Genomic DNA, 19,658 nt, shown 5'->3' on the forward strand with positions numbered 1-19,658 from the left:
CCCTGTCCCCCGACCGGCCGCTGCTGGCCATCCCCCTCGTCGCACAGCGCCTGCTGGGCGTCCTCACCCTCACCGCCCCCGGTTCCCGCTTCGACGAGGACACCTCCAAGATGCTGGTCGAACTTGCCCGCCGCGTGGGTGTCGCCCTCGACCACGCCCACCGCTACCAGCAGTCCCGCAACACCGCCGAAGCCCTCCAGCGCGCCCAGCTCACCGAGCTGCCCACCCCGCCGGGACTGCTGCTCGCCGCGCGCTACCTCCCCGCCACCTGGGGCATGAACATCGGCGGCGACTGGTACGACGCCTTCCTCCAGCCCGACGGCAGCCTGCTGGCCGTGATAGGGGATGTCACCGGCCACGGACTGCACGCCGCCGTCGTCATGGGCCAGTTGCGCACGGCCCTGCGCGCCTACGCCGTCGAGAACGCCACCCCCGGCGAGATCCTCACGCGGCTGCACCGCATGCTCGGCCACCTCCAGCCCGACCTGTACGCCACCGCGCTGATCGCCCGCTTCCGGCCCGGCGAACCGGAGGTGGTCTGGGCCTCGGCGGGCCACCCGCCCGCCGTCGCACGCGCCGCCGACGGCACCGTACGGGTCCTCGACGCCAAACCCGGCGTCATGCTGGGCATCCCCCTCCCCTACGTGTACACGGACCAGCGGGCGGACCTGCCCCCGGGTTCGTCCCTGGTGCTGTACACCGACGGCCTGGTGGAACGCCGGGGGCAGGGCATCGACCCCGGCATCGGGCGCCTCGGCCGCGCCCTGGAGGCGCTCGGCACGCCGGAGCTCGAACACGACCTCGACGCCGCCGCGGACGCCCTGCTCAAGCCCCTCCTGTACGACTCCGAACGGGACGACGACGTCTGTCTGCTGCTGTGCCACACCGTGGCCCCGGCGGAGCCGGTGCAGCCCCCGCAGGCGAACCGGCCTTCCGCTGATTCCACCGACTCCGAACCGCCCGGCCGCCCGCCCACGCGCGGTAGCGTGAAGGACTCAAGGCGAGAGGGTGGATTCCGTGAAAGCCTCTGAACCCCAGCAGTCCGCGGAAGCCCAGCTCCGCGCGGCCCCGCCGCACGCGCTGGTCGCCACCGCCCGGCGGCTGCTCGCCGAACGGGTGGGCGCCCAGGAGGTGCGCCTGCTGCTCGCCGACTACGGCCTGGCCGTCCTGCAACCGGTCACGCACCTCCCGCACACCGGCCCTGCGGTCTCCGCCCAGGAGGGGCCCGCGGGCAGCGCCTTCCTCACCCAGAAGCCGGTGCTCGAGGTCCTCCACGACCCTGCGGGCCATCTGGCCCACCTCCCCATCACGGTGCGCGGCGACCGCCTCGGCGTCCTGTCCGTGCATCTGCCGGCGGGCGCCGTCGACCCGCACACCGTGCTCCAGCTCGTCGACTTCGCGACGGCACTCGGCCACGAGGTCACCACCGCCGGCCGCGACACCGACCTCTACCAACAGGCCCGCCGCACCCGTCGGATGACGCTGGCCGCCGAGATGCAGTGGCAGCTCCTGCCCGGGCGGGGCTGCGCCCGCGAGGAGTACGTCATCGGCGCCCACCTGGAACCCGCCTACGCCATCGGCGGCGACACCTTCGACTGGTCCACCGGCGCCGAGCACCTCGTCCTGACCGTCACCGACGGCATGGGGCAGGGCATCGACGCCTCCCTGCTCGCCGGCCTCACGACCGGCGCCCTGCGCAACGCCCGCCGCGCCGGCATAGGCCTCGCCGACCAGGCGTGCCTCGCCGACCAGGCCGTCTACGCCCAGTACGGCGGCAAGGCGTACGCCTCCACCCTGCTGCTGCGCTTCGAGCTGGCCACTGGCATCGTGCAGGCCGTCGACGCGGGCTCCCCGCAACTGTTCCAGCAGCGCGGCGGCCATACCGAGCGGATCGAGCTGGAGGCGCAGATGCCGCTCGGCATGTTCGAGGAGACCCTCTACACGGAGCAGACGTTCCAGGTCGAGCCAGGCGACCGTCTCATCGCCGTCAGCACCGGTGTGCACGGCACCCGCTCCGCGACCGGCGACCTGTTCGGTGAGCGGGTCCTGCGCCAGATCCTCAGCGCCACCCGTACCGCGCCGCCCCACGAGACGGCACGCGCGGTCGTGTCCGGGCTGATCGAGCACTTCGGCAGCCGGGACCTGGCGTCCGACGCCGCCGTGGTCTGCCTCGACTGGAGCGGCCGCCAGGGCTGACCGCCCGCCGGTCAGCGCCCGGGGCCGTCGCCCTCCTTGTCGCTGTCGTCCTGAGCGCCCAGGAAGGCCCGCAGCCCTCCGCTCAGGGCGGCCCGCTCGCCGGGACTCATGGCCGCGAGGACCGCGGCGAGCGCCTGCGACCTGCGCGCGGCCACCTCGTTCAGCACCTGCCGCCCGCGTCCGGTCAGGACGAGCTGCACCTCGCGCCGCCTGTGCGGATGCAGCAGGCGCTCCAGCAGACCGGCCGCCTCCAGCCGGTCGCACAGTCGGCTGGCGGTCGGCGGCCCTATGTCCATGCTCTCGGCCAGGGTGGTGAGGTTGAGGCCCGGTTCCGACTCCAGGATCCTGAGTGCTCTCAGTTGGTGCGGTGACAGTCTCAGGCTCGCTCCCTGGGCCGCCACCGACCACAGGTTCGTGAGGCCGTCCACGGCGTCGGCGACTTCCAGCGCGACGGAGAGTGGGTCGTCACCCGGTCCGCTCGACTGGTCGTCCCCCGAGCCACTGAGACGAGTCACACACCCATCGCTTTCAGTAATCGCTTGGCCATGCAGATACCACCCTTATTCAAACGCGGTACCCGATGACGCGTCGACCAAGCACATGGCTCGCTCGCTCCGGAGGGCGGCAAACGGAAAAGGCAAGGAGAGAACTCTCCTTGCCTCTACTCAACTTATAGCGCGACGGGGGGCTTGCGGCAAGCCCCCCGTCGCGGCGCAGAATCGTCGGCCGAGGCCACAACCTGCGGAAATGGGGGAACGACGTGTTGTTGTCGACGTTTGGTGCGCAGCGCCCAGGAGGGCGCGGCGACCGGCCGACTCGTCGAGGGGAAGGCAACCGCGGATGACGACGTGCTCGACCAACGGTTCGACCAATTGGCACATTCGATCGGGCACCGCAGTGCAGCACGGCACGGCCGCCCCGGAGGTATCGCGATGACCGGGCAGTACGTGCTGGATCTTCAGGAGAGCGACGAGAGCCGGCTCGCCCTCGTCGGCGGCAAGGGAGCACACCTGGGCAGTCTGTCGCGGATCGAGGGCATCCGCGTACCGGCGGGCTTCTGCGTGACGACGGACGCCTACCGGCGGGTCGTGGCGCAGGAGCCCTCGACCGGGGCGCTCCTCGACCGGCTCTCGCTCGTGAGCCCGGACGACCAGGAGGCCATCCGCACGCTCAGCGCGGAGATCCGCCGGACCATCGAGGAGATCGCCGTTCCGGACGACCTGGCGCAGGAGATCACCCTCGCGCTGGGCCGTTCCGGTGAGCAGGTCCCTCACGCCGTCCGCTCCAGCGCTACGGCCGAGGACCTGCCCACGGCCTCCTTCGCGGGCCAGCAGGACACCTACCTCAACGTGGTGGGCCCTGGGGCGGTCCTCCGGCACGTCAGCCGGTGCTGGGCGTCCCTGTTCACCGAGCGGGCGGTCACCTACCGCCGGCGCAACGGCGTCGACGACCGTACGGTCCTCATGGCCGTCGTCGTGCAGCAGATGGTCTTCCCGCGGGCGTCCGGCATCCTGTTCACGGCCGACCCCGTGACGGGCGACCGGACGGTGTCCACGGTGGACGCCGGCTTCGGCCTCGGCGAGGCCCTGGTGTCCGGCCTGGTGAACCCGGACGTCTTCAAGGTGCGGCACGGCGAGGTCGTCGCCCGGACGATCTCCGCCAAACAGCGTGAGGTGCGCGCCCTGCCGACGGGAGGCACACAGGACGTGGCCGTCGACGCGCGACGGCAGGAGGAGCCGGCCCTGACGGACGCGCAGGCGGTCCGGCTCGCGGAGCTCGGGCGCCGGATCGAAGCGCACTTCGGCCGCCCGCAGGACATCGAATGGTGCCTGGCCGACGACGGCTTCCACATCGTGCAGAGCCGGCCGGTCACGACACTCTTCCCCGTTCCCGAGAGGAGCGACGAGGAGAACCACGTCTACGTCTCCGTCGGGCACCAGCAGATGATGACGGATGCCATGAAGCCCCTGGGCCTGTCCATGTGGCAGCTGACGGCCATGGCGCGGATGCACGCGGCCGGCGGAAGGCTGTTCGTCGACGTGACCGAGCGCCTGGCCTCGCCCGCGAGCCGCGCCGCCCTGCTGGAACTCATGGGCAGGGGCGACCCGTTGGTCCGGGACGCCCTGGAGACGGTGCTCGACCGCGAGGACTTCGTCCCGTCGCTCCCGGACGCGCCCGCCGGCGGGCCGCGGGCCGGCGGGCCCCCCGAACCGGTCGCGACCGACCCGGCCGTCGTCACCGGGCTGATCGAGCGCAGTCAGGCGTCCATCGCCGCCCTGCGGCGCGAGGCCGGGACCAGGACCGGACCGGAGCTGTTCGATTTCCTGCTGGAGGCCTTCGAGGAGCACAAACGCGTCCTCACCGATCCGCTGAACTTCAAGGCGATCATGGCGGGCATGGAGGCCACCTGGTGGCTCAACGACAAGCTGGAGGAGTGGCTCGGCGAGAAGAACGCGGCCGACACGCTGACCCTGTCCGCCCCCGGCAACGTCACGTCGGAGATGGGACTCGCCCTGCTGGACGTGGCGGACGTGATCCGTCCCCATGCGCAGGTGGTCGAGTTCCTGGCGGGCGTCCAGGACGACGGCTTCCTCGACGAGCTGGCGAAGCTCCCGGGCGGGACCGAGGCCCGCGACGCCCTCGAGGCGTACCTCGACCGGTACGGCATGCGCTGCGTCGGCGAGATCGACGTCACGAGGCCGCGTTGGCGCGAACGCCCCAGCACGCTCGTCCCGGTGATCCTGGACAACGTCAGGAACTTCGAGCCGGGTGCGGCCCGGCGGCGTTTCGAACAGGGGCAGCGGCAGGCGCTGCGGAAGGAGCAGGAGGTACTGGAACGCCTGCGGGCGCTGCCGGACGGGGAGCGGAAGGCCGCCGAGACCAAGGGCATGATCGACCGGGTCCGCACCTTCATCGGCTACCGGGAGTACCCCAAGTACGACATCATCAGCCGCTACTTCGTCTACAAGCAGGCCCTGATGGGGGAGGCCGAGCGCCTGGTGGAGGCGGGCGCGCTCACCGACCGGGACGACGTCTTCTACCTCACCTTCGAGGAGTTCCGCGAGGCCGTGCGCTCGAAGCAGGTCGACGACGGGCTCGTTCGGCGGCGCAAGGACGAGTTCCGCGCGTACCAGGCGCTCACCCCGCCCCGGGTGCTCACCTCGGACGGTGAGGCCCTCAGCGGGGCCTACCGGCGCGACGACGTGCCGGCCGGCGCCCTGATCGGTCTGCCGGTCTCCACCGGGACCGTCGAGGGACGGGCCCGCGTCATCCTCGACATGGCGGACGCCGACCTGGAGGCGGGCGACATCCTGGTCACGACGTTCACGGACCCGAGCTGGTCGCCGCTGTTCGTCGGCATCGCGGGCCTGGTGACGGAGGTGGGCGGCCAGATGACCCATGGCGCGGTCATCGCCCGTGAGTACGGCCTGCCGGCCGTCGTGGGCGTGGAGCGGGCCACCCGGCGGATCCGGGACGGCCAGCGGATCCGCGTGCACGGCACCGCCGGGTACGTCGAGATCCTGCCCTGACCGCCGGGGGCGGAGCCGGTCCCGGCTCCGCCCCCGGCCCACGTGCGGCCCGGCTCAGGCGCGGGTGGCGGTCTCGCTGTCGGGGTGGATGGTGAAGATCTGGTCGAGGCCGACGATGCGCAGGACACGCAGGATGTTGGGCGGTACGGCGGCCAGGGCGACGTCCGCCTGGACGGCGTGCGCGGTGCCGCGCGCGGCGATCAGGGACGTGATGCCGCTGGAGTCGCAGAACTCCAGTCCGCTCATGTCCAGGACCAGGCACTGGCCCGCCCGGAGGTGGAGGCCGTCGAGCACCGACTGCAGTTCGGCGACGTTGGCGTAGTCGAGTTCGCCGAAAATCTCCAGCACGGGACCGGTCGCGGCATCTCGGGTAGTGATCTTCAGCTTGCTCATCGTTCGTTTCTCGTCCGGGGGTCGGAGGCGGGGACACCGATGGCGAGCAGGGCGGTGTCGTCGTCGAGGCCGTCACCGAAGCCGTCCAGGAGACCGGTCAGGGCCTCGATGACGGCGTGCGGCGGCTTGCCCGCGTGAGCGGAGACGAAGGCGAGCAGCGCTTCGTCACCGTAGCGGCCCGTGCGGTCCGGGCCGGTGCGGGCTTCGGTGAGGCCGTCCGTGTAGAGAAGAAGCGTGTCGCCGGGGCCGAGGACGGTCCTGGCGTCGGTGAAGGGCGCGGTAGGCAGGATGCCGACGAGCAGGCCGCCGGGGGTGGGCAGGAATTCGGCGGTGCCGTCCGCGCGCAGGACGATCACCGGGGGGTGGCCGCCCGCCGCGAGGTGGACGGCCAGCTGCCCGGTGCCGGGATCGGGTTCGAGGGTGCCGAAGACGGCGGTGCAGTAGCGGGGGTCGCCGCCGGCGGCGTAGCGCTCGTGGAGCACCGTGTTGAGGGTGTTCAGGGTGGAGACGGGATCGGGGTCGTGCAGTGCGGCGGCGCGCAGGGTGTAGCGGGTCAGCGAGGTGAGCGCGGCGGCCTGGGGTCCCTTGCCGCACACGTCGCCGAGGAAGAACCCGAAGCGTTTGCCGTCCAGGGGGAAGACGTCGTAGAAGTCGCCGCCCAGCCGGTCGGGCGAGGCGGTGTGGTAGTGGGCGGCCGTCTGCACGCCGGGTACCGCGGGCAGGCTGTCCGGGAGGAGCGACTGCTGGAGCACGGCGAGCGCCTCCTGCAGCCGGGCGCGGTCGGCCTCCGCCTGCCGGCGGGCCTCCTCGGCCGCTGCACGGCGGCGCAGGAGCTCCTCTTCGTAGGCGCGGCGGTCCCGGGCGTCGAAGACCGTGGTGCGGATCAGCAGAGGCTGCCCGGTGGTGCCGTGCTTGATCACGGAGGACGCCAGCACGGGTATCCGGCCACCGCCGGTCTGCTTCATGTCCAGGGCTATGCCGCTGATCTCGCCCTGCATCCGCAGCAGCGGCGCGAAGTGGGTCTCGTGGTACAGCCTGCCGCCGACGGTCAGCAGGTCGGTGAACCGCATCCGGCCGACCACCGCCTCCCGCTCCAGTCCGAGCCAGCCCAGCAGGGTGCCGTTGATCTTGGCGATGGTGCCGTCCATCAGCGTGGACAGGTATCCGCAGGGGGCGTTCTCGTACAGGTCCTCGGCTCCGTCCTCCAGCAGTGCGGCGAATGCCGCGTCAGGACCCTCCCCGTCGGCGTCGGCGTCCTGCGGGTCGGGCTGCTGGCCGGCGCGGCACATCATCACAGGCTCGCGAGGAAGTCGACGATCGCCTGGTTGGTGGCCTCGGGGGCGGACAGGTGGGGGCAGTGGCCGGTCGCGTCGAGCGTGACCAGGGTCGAGCCGGGAACCGTGCGGTGGACGAAGGCCCCGACCTCCCGCGGGGCGATCGCGTCCTGGGTGCACTCCAGCACCAGCGTCGGCACGCTCACGCCCTTCAGGTCGTCCCTCGAGTCCGACAGGAACGTGGTCCGGGCGAAGACGCGCGCCATGTCCGGGTCGGTGGCGCAGAAGCTGTTCCTGAGCTCGTCGCCGAGCTCGGGGCGGTCCGCGTTGCCCATGATCACCGGAGCCATCGCGGCCGACCAGCCGAGGTAGTTCGCCTCCAGCGAGGCCAGCAGTTCGTCGATGTCCTCGGCGCTGAACCCGCCCCGGTAGCCCTCGTCGTCGATGTAGCGCGGGGACGGAGCGATCATCACCAACGCTCCAATCCGCTCGGGAGCCATGCCGGCCGCCAGTACGCCGGTCATCGCGCTGACCGAGTGCCCCACGAACACCGCGTCACGCAGGTCGAGCGCCTCGCACACCTCGACCACGTCCCGGGCGTACCCCTCCAGGGAGGAGTACCGGTCCTCGGAGAACGCGGAGGCGTCGGAGCGGCCGGAGCCCACGTAGTCGAACAGCACCAAGCGGTAGTCGTCGGCCAGGGCGGGCACCGTCAGCCGCCACATGTTCTGGTCACAGCCGAAGCCATGGGCCAGCACCACCGTGCGTCCCTGCGGGTTGCCGGTGACGGTGACATGGTTTCTGCTCGTGATGTCCATACCCAACAGTCTCTCAGCCCTCTCCCGGCGCTGCGGCACCCCCTCCGCGAAGTGGACGGATCCGCGCTGTCGCATCAGCCTGCCCGCGCGGGCAAAGGGGGCCTGTGCGGCATCCGGGTGTGCAGGACGACGTACCGGACAGCGCGAGCGGTGACGCCCAGGACGACCGCACCATGCCCTGGCGTGATACCCGCGCCCCAGCCCTTGGCGCCTTCATGCCGCGGCACGGCCGTGCTGGGCCGAACGGCCCTGGTCCCGGCCCGTCCGGTCCCGGCCCGTGGCGGTGCGCCGGGACCTTCGTCCCGACCTCGGCGCCAAAGGTCCCGTGCCACTCCAGCAGGGCCCGAAACGACCGTAAATGCCGGAATCCCCGTTGCTATACAGGGTCCGCCGCCCCACGATCGGCGGCCCCTGATTCCCCCACTCCCCTGGGAGACGTCATGCTGTCCGCCGAGTCCGCCGCCCTCGTGAAGGCCACCCTGCCCGCCGTGGCCGGGGCTCTCGACGAGATCACCACCCGGTTCTACGCCGCGATGTTCCGTGACCGGCCCGAGCTGCTGGACGGGATGTTCAACCGCGGCAACCAGGCCAGTGGCGCCCAGCGACGGGCGCTGGCCGGTTCGATCGCCGGGTTCGCGACCGCCCTGCTCGCCGAGCCCGGCACCCGGCCGGACGCGCTGCTGGCCCGGAGCGCCCACAAGCACACGGCGGTCGGCGTCACCGACGACCAGTACACGATCGTCCACAAGTACCTGTTCGGCGCGATCGCCGAGGTCCTCGGCGACGCCGTGACCCCGGAGGTGGCCGCCGCCTGGGACGAGGTCTACTGGCTGATGGCCGGCGCGCTCATCGCCCAGGAGGCCCGCATCTACCAGGAGGCCGGTGTGGAGCCGGGCGCGACGTGGCGGCCCTGGACGGTGGTCGAACGCCGCGAGGAGACCGCGGACGTGGTCTCCTTCCTGCTGCGCCCGGCCGACGGACGCCCCGCCCCGGCGGCGCGGGCCGGACAGTACGTCAGCGTCCGGATGCGGATGCCGGACGGCGTGCGCCAACTGCGCCAGTACAGCCTGTCCGGGGACCCCGGCGGTGAGCTGCGCCGCATCACCGTCAAGCGGGCCACCGGCGCCGAGGGCGCCCCCGACGGCGAGGTGTCGGACCTGCTTCACCGCACGGTGCGGCCCGGGGACGAGCTCACCCTGTCCGCGCCTTTCGGCGATGTCGTCCTCGACGAGGCCGACACCCCGCTGGTCCTCGTCTCCGCCGGTATCGGCTGCACCCCCATGGTGGGCATGCTGGCCCGGCTCACGGCGACCGGCTCCACCCGCCCCGTCCTCGTCCTGCACGCGGACGGCTCCCCGGACGAGCACGCCCTGCGCGCCGAGACCCGTGAGCTGACCGGCCGACTGCCGCGGGCGCGGAGCGTGTTCTGGTACGAGCGTCCCGGCACCGCCGAGCCCGACGCGCGCGCCGGACTGATGGACCTCGACGGAGTGGAGCTGCCCGCCGACGCCACCGTCTACCTGTGCGGTCCACTGCCCTTCATGCGCGCGGTCCGCACCCAGCTGCTGGAGCGGGGTGTCCCGCCGCGCGCCATCCGCTACGAGGTGTTCGGCCCCGACCTGTGGCTGCCGGGAACGACTGCCTGAACCGGACGGACATGCCCCGGCCGGAGACCGGGCACCCGCCTGGCTGTGGGCCGAACGGCCCATCCGGCGCCGTGCGCGGGTCCGGGCGGCCCGGTGACGGTGTCTGCCCGGTCCATGTCACCAGGCCCCGGGACGTGCCGCCGTCGCAGACGGAACACCTGGAGGAGGTGCTCGGGCATGGGCGGCACGTGGTTCTGGCGCTGGCGGAGCAACCCGTTGCGACGCCGGGACGACATCGTCGAGGCGTGGATCGTGCTGGCGGTGTGGACGGTCATGGCCCTGGGCGGTACGGCCGCGGGGCTCGCTGCGACGCACACCGCCGACGAGGTGTTCGCACGGCAGCGCGCCGAACGGTTCCCCGTCCGCGCGGTCCTGCTCACCGACGAGTCGCAGCGCACGTCGGCGGTCCGCCCGTCGAGCGGCCGGTCCCTGGGGATGGCCCGCTGGAAGGCCCCCGACGGCTCGGTCCGCACCGACTGGACACTGGTCGACACAGGGCTGAGGGCCGGAAGCCGTGTCGTGCTCTGGCAGAACGGTCACGGCACCCTCGTGACCGCTCCCCCGAGCGCCCGGGAGGCCGCCGTCGAGGCGGGTGTCGTGGGCGCGTTCGCGGGCCTGGCCCTCGCCGGTGCCGTGCACGCCGCCGGAACCCTGGTGCGGTGGCGGCTCGACCGGCGGCGGGTCGAGGCATGGGGCCGTGAGTGGGACCTGGTCGGCCCGCAGTGGGGGCGTCGGACCATCTGAGGTGTACGGGGGACGGCGCTCCGTCACCTGGCAGCGCCCGCCTGCGCGCCGTCCACGCGTGGCGGTTCCCGTCCCGCGCGGCCGAACTGCCCTTCGGCGTACCCGAGGAGGACCGGGGGGCGTGGGAGGACCACGAGGTGCAACTGCTGTCCGACGCCCTGCGGCCGTGGCATGCGGAGTATCCCGAGGTGCCCGTCCTGGAGGACGTACGGCACCTGCCGCCGGCCGAGGCCCTCGTCCGGCGGTCCGCGAACGCCGAGCTGGTGATCGTGGGCCGCGGCCGCGACGGCGAACTCGGCACCGTGGCACGGGACATGCTGCGGGAGGCAGCCGGTCCCGTCGTCGTGGTGCCCGTGCAACGCCGGGCCGCGACCGTTCGACAGACCGCCGGGCCACGGTCGGCCCTGGCATCGCGAGGACCGAACGCCCCCTGCGCGCGAGGCGTCAGCCGCCCACCGGGACCCGCCACACCAGCGTGGTGCCGCCCGTCCCGGGACAGTCGATGGTCAGGTGCCCGCCGTAGCCCTCCGCGCGGTCGGCCAGGTTGCGCAGTCCGCTGCGGCGGCCCTCCGCCGGAATGCCCACCCCGTCGTCCGACACGGTCAGCCGCACCTCGTGGCCGTCGGTCTCCAGGACGACGTCGGCGCGGCCGGCCCGCGCGTGGCGGGCGACGTTGGTCAGTGCCTCGGAGAGCACGGCCACCACGTCGTCGGCGATCTCCCGGGGCACGTCCGTGTCGACCAGTCCCTCCATGCGGATGCTGGGAGGGAAGCCGAGGACCGAGGCGGCCTCGCCGATCACGCGGACCGCCCGGGCCCGCAGTCCCGACCCGGCCCCGCCCTCCCGCGAGCGCAGCCCGAAGATCGTCGACCTGATGATCTTGATGGTCTCGTCGAGGTCGTCCACCGCGCGCACGACCCGCTCCGAGGCCTCGGCGTGCTCGATGAGGCGGCCCGCGCTCTGCAGGGTCATGCCGGTGGCGAAGAGCCGCTGGATGGCGAGGTCGTGCAGATCGCGGGCGATCCGGTCACGGTCCTTGAGCACCGCGATCTCCTCGGCGTCCTGGCGGCGCTCAGCCAGCTCCATCGCGACCGCGGCCTGCGCGGCGAAACCCCTGAGGGGCTCGATCTCCTTGTCGGTGTACACGGTCCGGCCGGCCTCCCGCACCAGCAGGACGACTCCGCGCGCCCCTTCCGTGCCCGATCCGATCGGCACCGCGACCGCCGGACCCAGCCCGGCGAAGCGTTCCGCGGCGCTCGCGACCCGCTCGTCGCAGGAGACGTCCGCGCTGGTGACGGCGGCCCCGCCGGTGAAGGCCTGTCCGATGAGGCTGCCGTCCACGGGCATTACGAGCCCCTGGTGTGCCTCGGCTCGGGTCCCGACGGCCAGTTCCACGGTGAGCGAGTCCGTGCCCTGCACCGGCATCGCGACCAGGGCCAGGGCGGCGCCGGTGTTCTCCCGGGCCCGGTCCGCGATCAGCCGCAGGACCTCTGTCTGCGCGCCGCCCGACATGAGGCTGTGGGTGATCTCGGCGTTGGCCCGCAGCCAGCGCTCGCGCAGCCGGGAGTCCTCGTAGAGGCGGGCGTTGTCGATGGCGACACCGGCGGCCACCGCCAGTGTGGACAGCACCGCCTCGTCCTCCTCGTCGAACTGGACGCCGCCCCGCTTCTCGGTCAGGTACAGGTTGCCGAAGACCTGCTCGCGCACCCGGATCGGGACGCCGAGGAAGGTGTTCATCGGCGGGTGGTGGGGCGGGAAGCCGTACGACGCCGAGTGCTCGGAGATCTTGGTCAGCCGAAGCGGCTCGGGGTGGTGGATGAGCTCCCCGAGGATGCCGTGGCCCTCCGGGTAGGGTCCGATCCTCGCGATCTGCTCGTCGGTCACCCCCACGGTGTGGAAGGCGGACAACCGTTTCCCGTCGGGGCCGATCACACCGAGGGCCGCGTACCGGGCGTCCACCAGCGCGGCGGCCGCCTCGACGATGCTGTGCAGCGCCTGCTCCAGGTTGAGTTCCCGGCCGACCGAGAGTACGGCCTCCAGAAGGCTGTGCACCCGGTCGCGGGTGCCGCGGGCCGCGTCGAGCCGGGCCTGCAGCTCCTCCAGCAGCTCGTCCAGCCTGAGCTGCGGCAGCCTGACGCGGGCCTCAGCGGTTCCTTCCGAGCCACCCACCTGTGATCCTCCAGCTCCCCTGCGCCGACCCTGTGCCGTCACGTGCCAACGTAATGGTCCGGGCCGCGACCCGGTACGGAGTCGGAGCCGATCTCCCCTCCGAGGTGGGGGGGCATGTTCCCGGTCAGGCCGGCAGAAGATCGGTGCGCCGTCCACAGCAGGCGCTGCCGACGATCCGCCCGGCCAATCACGTCCTGATCGACGGCGAGATCGTCATCCGCACCCATTCCGGGGCGGCCCTGACCTCGCGCGACGAGGCGCATGCCCATGACCACCACGCTCCAGCCGAGGTGGCTGTCCGGATCGCTCAGGTCGGCCTCGTAGGCCACGACGACTCCCGCTTCCCGGTGTCCGCCGCCGATGCGTGACCACGTCCGAGCTCACGTCCCGGTGCGGACCGACCACCTGTGCCCGGGTGACGCGCCGGCTCCCGCGACGTCCGCACGTCTGCGCCGGGAGAGACCCGCGGTCCCTCCCGGCGCACGACGGCCGGACCGTTGCCGCGCCTCAGCCGTCCCAGGTCCAGTCGGCGACCTCGGGCAGGTCCGTGCCGTGGGCCCGGATCCAGTCGTGGTGCCGCAGGCGCGCGTCCTCCATCCGCTGCCGTACGGCGGCGGCCCGTACCGCGAGGCCCGGGACGCGGTCGATGACGTCCATGACCAGCCGGTACCGGTCGAGGTCGTTGCGGACCACCATGTCGAACGGTGTGGTGGTCGTACCGATCTCCTTGTAGCCGCGCACGTGCAGGTGGGGATGGCCGGCCCGGCGGTAGGCCAGGCGGTGGATCAGCCACGGGTAGCCGTGGTAGGCGAAGATGACCGGCTTGTCGCGGGTGAACAGCGCGTCGTACTCCGCGTCCGGCATGCCGTGCGGGTGTTCCTCCTGGGGCAGCAGCCGGGCCAGGTCGACGACGTTGACCACGCGGACGGTCAGGTCCGGCAGGTGCCGGCGCAGCAACTGGGCGGCGGCCAGGACCTCCTGGGTGGGTACGTCGCCCGCGCAGCCGAGGACCACGTCGGGTTCCCGGCCGCCGTCCTCGGTACCGGCCCAGTCCCAGATCCCGGCGCCACGCGCACAGTGCACCCGGGCCTGGTCCATGGACAGCCAGTCGAAGCAGGGCTGTTTGCCGGCGACCACGACGTTGACGTAGTCGCGGCTGCGCAGCACGTGGTCGGCGACGGACAGCAGGGTGTTGGTGTCCGGCGGCAGGTAGACCCGTACGGCTTCGGGGCTCTTGTTGAGGATGTGGTCGACGAAGCCGGGGTCCTGGTGGGAGAAGCCGTTGTGGTCCTGGCGCCAGACGTGCGAGGTCAGCAGGTAGTTGAGGGAGGCGATGGGCGCGCGCCAGGGCAGCCGGCGGGTGGTGCGCAGCCACTTGATGTGCTGGTTGACCATCGAGTCCACGATGTGCACGAACGCCTCGTAGCAGGAGAACAGTCCGTGCCGGCCGGTGAGCAGATAGCCCTCCAGCCAGCCCTGGCAGGTGTGTTCGGAGAGGATCTCCATCACCCGGCCGTGCCGCTCCAGGTGCTCGTCCACGGGCAGGATCTGCGCCTGCCACGCCTTGCCGCTCGCCCCGTAGACGGCCTGGAGGCGGTTGGAGGCGGTCTCGTCCGGGCCGACGATCCTGAAGTCCCGGCGCTCTCGGGTCCGGTGCATGACGTACTCCAGCAGGTCACCGAGGACCCGGGTGGGCTCGTGCAGGGTCGCGCCCGGCTTGTCGACGGCGACGGCGTACGACTCCAGGTCCGGCAGCGGCAGTTCGCGCACCAGCAGCCCGCCGTTGGCGTGCGGTGTGGCGCCGAGCCTGCGCGTCCCCTCGGGCACACAGGAGAGCACCTGCTCGTACGGGCGCCCGTGCTCGTCGAACAGTTCCCGCGGCCGATAGGAGCGCAGCCACGCCTCCAGCTGCCGCAGGTGCTCGGGGTTGTCCCGTACGGCGGACAGCGGGACCTGGTGGGAGCGCCAGGTGCCCTCGACCGGGAGACCGTCGACCTCGGCGGGGCCGGTCCAGCCCTTCGGGGTGCGCAGCACGATCACCGGCCAGTGCGCGCGCTGGGTCGCACCGTTCTCGCGGGCACTCTGCTGGATCGCGTCGATGCGCTCCAGGGCGTCGTTCATGGCGGCTGCCATCGCCCGGTGCACCGTCATGGGGTCGTCGCCGGTGACGTGGATCGGCGCGTGCCCGTAGCCGCGCAGCAGTTCGTCGAGCTCGGCCTCGGGGAGCCGGGCGAGGACGGTCGGGTTGGCGATCTTGTAGCCGTTGAGGTGCAGGATGGGCAGGACCGCGCCGTCGTGGACCGGGTCGAGGAACTTGTTGGAGTGCCAGGAGGCGGCCAGCGGCCCGGTCTCCGCCTCGCCGTCGCCGATCACACAGGCGACCAGCAGGTCCGGGTTGTCCAGGGCCGCTCCGTAGGCGTGCGACAGGGAGTAGCCCAGCTCGCCGCCCTCGTGGATGGAGCCGGGCGTCTCGGGAGCCACGTGGCTCGGCACGCCGCCGGGGAACGAGAACTGCCGGAACAGCCGCTCCATGCCGGCCGCGTCCCTGCTGACGTCGGGATAGGTCTCCGAGTAGGTGCCCTCCAGCCAGGAGTTGGCGAGTACGGCCGGCCCGCCGTGGCCGGGGCCCCAGACGCACAGGGCGTCCCGGCCATGCGCCCTGATCACGCGGTTGAGGTGCGTGTGCACGAGGTTCAGGCCCGGGGAGGTGCCCCAGTGGCCGAGCAGCCTCGGCTTCACGTGCTCCGGGCGCAGCGGCTCGGTCAGCAGGGGGTTCGCCAGGAGGTAGATCTGGCCGACGGACAGGTAGTTGGCGGCGCGCCAGTGGGCGTCCAGGGCTTTCAGCTCGTCGTCGGTGAGCTCGGCGGCTGCCTGCTGCGTGTCGACGGACATCGGGGTTCCCTTCCGGGGCGGGTCTCGGGGCGAGCGTGTGCGCGGTTCCGCACCTGACCACCTTCCGTCGGCGGACCCCGTCCTCGACAGGGCCGTTCGGGGCACGCGGTGCGGCCGGGAGCCCCTATCCCGGTCGGGACCACGACCACCGGGGCAGTGGAAGCGGTGCAGGAGGGTGTGGCCCGCCGTACCGAGCCGGGGCTCGGCCGCGTGCCCGTGGCGGTGGGCTCCGACGACCACGAGCCCGGCGTGACGGGTCGCCTCCAGCAGGGCGTGTGCCGGGTCGGTGCGGACCGTGAGGGTGTCGACGTCGACTCCGGCGTGTTCCTGGCGCGGTCCGGCCACGTCGAAGCGCGCCACGCCGTCCGGCGCGAGGCGGGCGACTCGGGCGCCGTGTGCCGCGCAGGCCGCCGCGTCCGCGTCGCCGTCGCTCTCCAGGCCGAGCAGCACTTCGCGTCTGTGCGCGTGGGCGGCCGGCGCAGGCTCACCGAGCCGAACATGCCCCGGTGACTCGTCCGAGGCCCGGGTGCCGACGACAGTGAGGGCGACGCCGTGCAGGACGGCCGCCGGCGTGCCGCTTCCTCGACAGCCCGGTCCAGTGCCCGAACGGCGATCAGTGAGCCGTCGACTCCGACGACGACACGTGGTGCAGTCATGTCCCTGTCTCCTTCTGTCCGCGTCGCGTTCGCGGTGCCGTTCGACTGAGGCGTACGGGGATCCCGGTGGCCCGCTCTCAAAGGGGCAGCCCCGTGCCGTGGAGCGTGCGGCCACCGGTGAGCTGCCGGCCTGTGATCAGCTCGGGCTCGATCCGCACGAACACCTCCTCGGGCGAGGGCGCCCAGGACCGCGGCCCCACCAGGCACAGGCGCGCGTGCTCGGCGGGATCGGTCACAACGGCGGCCCGGCCCGTGACGACGACGCTCCAGCCGGAACGCGCCGCCGCGTCGACCTCGTCCGCCTCGAAGGCGACGACGACACCGTCGACCGCGCGCACGAGCTCCGACGCCGCCGCCGTCCGCAGCAGCACCCCGCCGCCGCCGTCCAGGCAGAAGGTGACCGGCAGGACGGCGGGCAGGGCTTGACGAGTGTGGACGATGCGGCCGACCGGAGCCGTCGCCATCAGGCGCAGACACTCCTGCCGGTTCAGTTCACGGAAACCGTCGTCGGGATACATGGGCGGTCCAACCTTCACCGTCTGCTGCTCGGTCCCCTGCACCCTGCCGCCGGGCCCCGGCGGACGGTGAGGGGCCATGGGTCCCGACCGGGGGACAGGACGGCCCCGAAGCCCGGACCGATGGCCTACCGACCCTGGGACACCGGCCCCCGAATCGACCGGCCGGCTCGACGCACACCCACAGGTCACGCCGGCCAGCCGGCGGACCGCGTCCGGAAGGTTCACTTCCCGGGCACGGCCGCGCACCAGCACGCTCCAGCCCTGGCGGAGCACCTCGTCGACGCGGTCGGCCTCGACGGCCGAACTCTCCTCCAGGTACCGGAGGCAGCCGGGTGCCATGCCCGCCCGGTCTGCCACCTCCCGTCGCCTCAGGCCGAGTTGGCCGCGTCGGCGCAGGAGACGGCCCCGGGCGACCGCGAAGGCTAGCGCTAGCCACTCGTGTGTACGCGTGCGCGGCCGCCCGCCAGGGTGCGGAGGAGCCGGTTGCGGGCGCCGTTGGGCACGGTCCACAGGGGGTGGCCGCGGACCGCCCACGACTGGAGGAGGGCGTTGGCGGCGAGGAAGCCACTGGTGGCGGCGCGTTCCATCAGGGCGACCGGGAGGTCCGTGCGCACCAGGTCGCCCGCGAGCATCAGGCCGGGCTGCGGAGTGCGCACGCCGGGGCGGTCGCTGTAGCCGCCGACGGGGAACAGGGGGCAGTCCTGGCGCCATTCGTGCCGTGCGTCGAGGACGCGCGCCTCGCGGGTCTCGGGGTAGACGTTCCGGAGTTGTGCGATCAGGTTCCGGGCCTCCGTGTCCGGGTCGGCGTCCTGCGGGAGCGCGTAGCCGTGCAGCTCGACGACGGAGCCGCCGGTCCGGGCGGACCAGCGGGCGGCCTCCTGCTCCCAGCGCTCCAGGACGCTGACGTTGTCGAGGGAGCCGTATCCGGCCGTGCCGAGGAATCCGGGCCGGCCGGCGTCGACGGGGCGGTCGAGCCAGAGCCGGGAGACGAGGAAGGGCGGGGCGGGGCGCAGCCGGGCGACGCGGTCACGCCAGTCGGCGTCGGCGAGGCGGGGCGAGCGGCCGACCAGGGAGCGCAGGCCGGCGGTGTCGAGGGCCAGGACGACGGTGTCGTACCGCTTCTCCTCGCGGTCCGTGGCGACGGTGAAGGCGCCGTCCGCCGTGGGCGAGACGTTGTCGACGGGGGTGGACGGGCGCAGGTCGGCGCCGTGGCGGCTCAGGTGTTTGGCGAGGGGGTCCCACAGGGCTGTCGGGAAGGGGTCGTCGGGCACGTCGAAGAGGAGTCCCTCGGAGCTGCCGAGGAAGTAGATGTGGAACATCAGGACCATCTCGGCGGCCGACAGGTCGCGGGGGTCGGCGAAGAAGCTCCGGGAGAACACCTCGAAGGCCAGGTGGCGGGCGGCCGGCGGGAAGCGCAGGGACTCCAGGAAGTCGTGGGCGCTGACGGTGTCCAGTTCCGCGTACACGTCCGGGACGCGGACGTCGAGCAGGGGCAGGGCCGCCGTGGGGCGCATGCGCGTCAGGTCCCGCCAGTGGAAGGAGGGGCTCAGCGCCACGAAGCCCAGCGCGCTCAGCGGCGGGGTGCGCGGCACTCTGCGGAAGCTGTCGTGCAGTCCGTCGCGGTGCCGTAGCGGGTAGTCGGGCAGGCCGGTGAGGCGACCCGGTGGGGAGTCGGTACGGCTCAGCAGGCTGCGCAGGTTGTAGTACTGGCGGAAGAAGGCGTGGAAGCCGCGGCTCATGGTCGCGGTGGTGCCGTCGTACAGGTGCGTGCTCCAGCCGCCGACGCGGCCGCCCAGGTAGGGCTCGCGTTCGTAGAGGGTGACGTCGACGCCTCGTTCGGCGAGCGCGGTGGCGGCGGCGAGACCGGCGATGCCGCCGCCCACGACGGCGGTGCTGCGCGGCTGCCCGCCGACCCGGGTCGCTCCGGGCGGCGGGGGCAGCAGGACGGCGTGGCGGTCGCGTCCGGGGCGGGCGGCGCCCGCCGCGGCGGTCACTGTCCGCTCCCGGTGGGCGGGGCGGCGCGGCGGGCGACGACGGTGTGGGTGATGCCGGTCTGCCAGCCGGGCAGGGGCAGGGCCCGTACGCGGTCGAAGCCGCGGGCGCGGACGCGGTCGGTGAACCGGTCGACCGTGTCGAACTCGACGACGCTGCGCCAGAGATGGCGGTACAGGTCGCCGTCGCCGAGGGCGCTTGCGACGGGCAGCACGAGGCCGCGGCACACGGCGGTCCACACGGCACGGTCGAGCGGGCGGCCGCTGAGGGTGTACTCGTGCACGGCGAGCCGGCCGTGCGGGGCCAGCAGGTCGTGGACGGTGTCCAGCACGGCGTCGGGGTCCGCGACGTTGCGGAACAGGTAGGCGGCGAACACCGCGTCGAAGGGGCCCCGCACGCCCGCGTCGGCGAGCCCCTCCGCCGGGGCGCAGACGAAGCTGACGTTGCCGTGCCACGGCTTGGCCATGGCACGGTCGACCATCCCGGTGGAGGCGTCCACGGCGGTGATGCGGGCGTCGGGCAGCACGCGGGCGAGCGCGGCGGTGGAGGCGCCGGTCCCGCAGCCGAGGTCCAGGACGCGCAGCCCGGCGCCCGTCCCGGGGAGGCCGAGCCGGCGTGCCGAGCGGCGCAGATGGGCGTGGTAGCCGGGGTTGGCGGCCACGAGGGTGTCGTACCTGGCCGCCGCATGGTCGAATGCGGCGGCCAGGTCCGCGTCACGCAGCACGGTCACGCTGCCTCCTGGTGCGGGTCGTCGGGGATTCGGGGGTCCGGGGGCCGCACGAGGCGGGTTCGGGGCGTCGGGAGCCGGGGCTCGGCGTGTCGTGCAATAA

Annotated in this window: 15 protein-coding genes and 3 pseudogenes; 8 read left to right on the plus strand and 10 right to left on the minus strand. The window is 72.9% G+C overall.

All coding sequences use genetic code 11. The features are described from left to right. Both AOJ26_RS35890 and AOJ26_RS35895 read left to right on the plus strand, forming a co-directional pair. Positions 1–1,031, plus strand: a 1,031-nt coding sequence (locus AOJ26_RS35890; protein ID WP_159044470.1) for a PP2C family protein-serine/threonine phosphatase, incomplete at its 5' end; no start/stop codon positions are given. Beyond that, a complete protein-coding gene (locus AOJ26_RS35895) occupies positions 1,009–2,196 on the plus strand; it encodes a PP2C family protein-serine/threonine phosphatase (protein WP_053852545.1) in 1,188 nt (395 codons plus the stop codon). The genes AOJ26_RS35890 and AOJ26_RS35895, both read left to right, overlap by 23 nt. A gap of 11 nt (positions 2,197–2,207) precedes the next feature. On the opposite strand, the gene AOJ26_RS35900 is transcribed toward AOJ26_RS35895, so the two are convergent. Continuing rightward, on the minus strand, positions 2,208–2,711 hold the full coding sequence (locus AOJ26_RS35900; RefSeq protein WP_053852546.1) for a MarR family winged helix-turn-helix transcriptional regulator: 504 nt from the start codon (positions 2,709–2,711) through the stop codon (positions 2,208–2,210). Positions 2,712–3,128: 417 nt separating this feature from the next. On the opposite strand from AOJ26_RS35900, the gene rph reads away from it, so the two are divergent. Continuing rightward, positions 3,129–5,726 (plus strand): rifamycin-inactivating phosphotransferase, encoded by a 2,598-nt coding sequence (rph, locus tag AOJ26_RS35905; RefSeq protein WP_053852547.1) that lies wholly within the window; start codon positions 3,129–3,131, stop codon positions 5,724–5,726. Between the two features lie 54 nt (positions 5,727–5,780). On the opposite strand, the gene AOJ26_RS35910 is transcribed toward rph, so the two are convergent. From AOJ26_RS35910 to AOJ26_RS35920, 3 genes are read right to left on the minus strand one after another with little or no spacing between them, the layout of a single operon-like run. Further along, a complete protein-coding gene (locus AOJ26_RS35910; RefSeq protein ID WP_053852548.1) occupies positions 5,781–6,119 on the minus strand; it encodes an STAS domain-containing protein in 339 nt (112 codons plus the stop codon). Then, positions 6,116–7,408, minus strand: coding sequence for a PP2C family protein-serine/threonine phosphatase (locus AOJ26_RS35915; protein ID WP_053852560.1), 1,293 nt, complete (start codon positions 7,406–7,408; stop codon positions 6,116–6,118). Before AOJ26_RS35915 ends, AOJ26_RS35910 begins: the two co-directional genes overlap by 4 nt. Positions 7,409–7,410: 2 nt before the next feature. Beyond that, the gene (locus tag AOJ26_RS35920) at positions 7,411–8,211 is read right to left on the minus strand and encodes an alpha/beta fold hydrolase (protein WP_053852549.1); all 801 of its coding nucleotides are present in this window, start codon (positions 8,209–8,211) and stop codon (positions 7,411–7,413) included. Positions 8,212–8,651: 440 nt separating this feature from the next. Here AOJ26_RS35920 and AOJ26_RS35925 point away from each other — a divergent pair, with 440 nt between their 5' ends. From AOJ26_RS35925 to AOJ26_RS45120, 3 genes and pseudogenes are all read left to right on the plus strand, one after another. Then, complete coding sequence (locus tag AOJ26_RS35925; RefSeq protein ID WP_053852550.1) at positions 8,652–9,857, plus strand: globin domain-containing protein; 1,206 nt, start codon at positions 8,652–8,654, stop codon at positions 9,855–9,857. A gap of 177 nt (positions 9,858–10,034) precedes the next feature. Then, complete coding sequence (locus AOJ26_RS35930; RefSeq protein ID WP_053852551.1) at positions 10,035–10,601, plus strand: hypothetical protein; 567 nt, start codon at positions 10,035–10,037, stop codon at positions 10,599–10,601. Beyond that, a pseudogene (locus tag AOJ26_RS45120) lies at positions 10,580–10,894 on the plus strand (universal stress protein); the annotation flags it as partial. The gene AOJ26_RS35930 and the pseudogene AOJ26_RS45120, both read left to right, overlap by 22 nt. A gap of 151 nt (positions 10,895–11,045) precedes the next feature. Here the strand turns inward: AOJ26_RS45120 and AOJ26_RS35940 are convergent. Further along, the gene (locus AOJ26_RS35940; protein WP_053852553.1) at positions 11,046–12,770 is read right to left on the minus strand and encodes a GAF domain-containing protein; all 1,725 of its coding nucleotides are present in this window, start codon (positions 12,768–12,770) and stop codon (positions 11,046–11,048) included. 155 nt (positions 12,771–12,925) lie between these two features. On the opposite strand from AOJ26_RS35940, the pseudogene AOJ26_RS44700 reads away from it, so the two are divergent. After that, positions 12,926–13,021 (plus strand): annotated as a pseudogene (locus AOJ26_RS44700) (pyridoxamine 5'-phosphate oxidase family protein); the annotation flags it as partial. Between the two features lie 12 nt (positions 13,022–13,033). On the opposite strand, the pseudogene AOJ26_RS45305 reads toward AOJ26_RS44700, so the two are convergent. After that, positions 13,034–13,108 (minus strand): annotated as a pseudogene (locus AOJ26_RS45305) (pyridoxamine 5'-phosphate oxidase family protein); the annotation flags it as partial. A gap of 169 nt (positions 13,109–13,277) precedes the next feature. Then, positions 13,278–15,662 carry a phosphoketolase gene (locus AOJ26_RS35950; RefSeq protein WP_053852555.1) on the minus strand — a complete coding sequence of 795 codons (2,385 nt, stop codon included), beginning with the start codon at positions 15,660–15,662 and terminating at the stop codon, positions 13,278–13,280. A gap of 156 nt (positions 15,663–15,818) precedes the next feature. Between AOJ26_RS35950 and AOJ26_RS43665 the strand changes: the two genes are divergently transcribed. Beyond that, complete coding sequence (locus AOJ26_RS43665; RefSeq protein WP_053852556.1) at positions 15,819–16,172, plus strand: hypothetical protein; 354 nt, start codon at positions 15,819–15,821, stop codon at positions 16,170–16,172. A gap of 223 nt (positions 16,173–16,395) precedes the next feature. On the opposite strand, the gene AOJ26_RS35960 is transcribed toward AOJ26_RS43665, so the two are convergent. The 3 genes from AOJ26_RS35960 to AOJ26_RS35975 form a co-directional block, all read right to left on the minus strand. Next, positions 16,396–16,836, minus strand: a complete 441-nt coding sequence (locus tag AOJ26_RS35960; protein ID WP_053852557.1) for a pyridoxamine 5'-phosphate oxidase family protein — start codon at positions 16,834–16,836, stop codon at positions 16,396–16,398. Positions 16,837–17,264: 428 nt separating this feature from the next. Beyond that, complete coding sequence (locus tag AOJ26_RS35970; RefSeq protein ID WP_306300086.1) at positions 17,265–18,830, minus strand: FAD-dependent oxidoreductase; 1,566 nt, start codon at positions 18,828–18,830, stop codon at positions 17,265–17,267. Next, positions 18,827–19,558, minus strand: coding sequence for a class I SAM-dependent methyltransferase (locus AOJ26_RS35975; RefSeq protein WP_053852559.1), 732 nt, complete (start codon positions 19,556–19,558; stop codon positions 18,827–18,829). Before AOJ26_RS35975 ends, AOJ26_RS35970 begins: the two co-directional genes overlap by 4 nt. Positions 19,559–19,658: the final 100 nt, after the last annotated feature.

The organism is Streptomyces sp. NRRL B-24085, assembly GCF_001282115.1.
Taxonomy (GTDB): Bacteria; Actinomycetota; Actinomycetes; order Streptomycetales; family Streptomycetaceae; genus Streptomyces.

Coding starts and splice junctions, on each gene's coding strand:
- AOJ26_RS35960 (WP_053852557.1), bottom strand. CDS start 16,836: ATGTATCCCGACGACGGTTTCCGTGAACTGAACCGGCAGGAGTGTCTG.
- AOJ26_RS35925 (WP_053852550.1), top strand. CDS start 8,652: ATGCTGTCCGCCGAGTCCGCCGCCCTCGTGAAGGCCACCCTGCCCGCC.
- AOJ26_RS35910 (WP_053852548.1), bottom strand. CDS start 6,119: ATGAGCAAGCTGAAGATCACTACCCGAGATGCCGCGACCGGTCCCGTG.
- AOJ26_RS35930 (WP_053852551.1), top strand. CDS start 10,035: ATGGGCGGCACGTGGTTCTGGCGCTGGCGGAGCAACCCGTTGCGACGC.
- AOJ26_RS35950 (WP_053852555.1), bottom strand. CDS start 15,662: ATGTCCGTCGACACGCAGCAGGCAGCCGCCGAGCTCACCGACGACGAG.
- rph (WP_053852547.1), top strand. CDS start 3,129: ATGACCGGGCAGTACGTGCTGGATCTTCAGGAGAGCGACGAGAGCCGG.
- AOJ26_RS35915 (WP_053852560.1), bottom strand. CDS start 7,408: ATGTGCCGCGCCGGCCAGCAGCCCGACCCGCAGGACGCCGACGCCGAC.
- AOJ26_RS35920 (WP_053852549.1), bottom strand. CDS start 8,211: ATGGACATCACGAGCAGAAACCATGTCACCGTCACCGGCAACCCGCAG.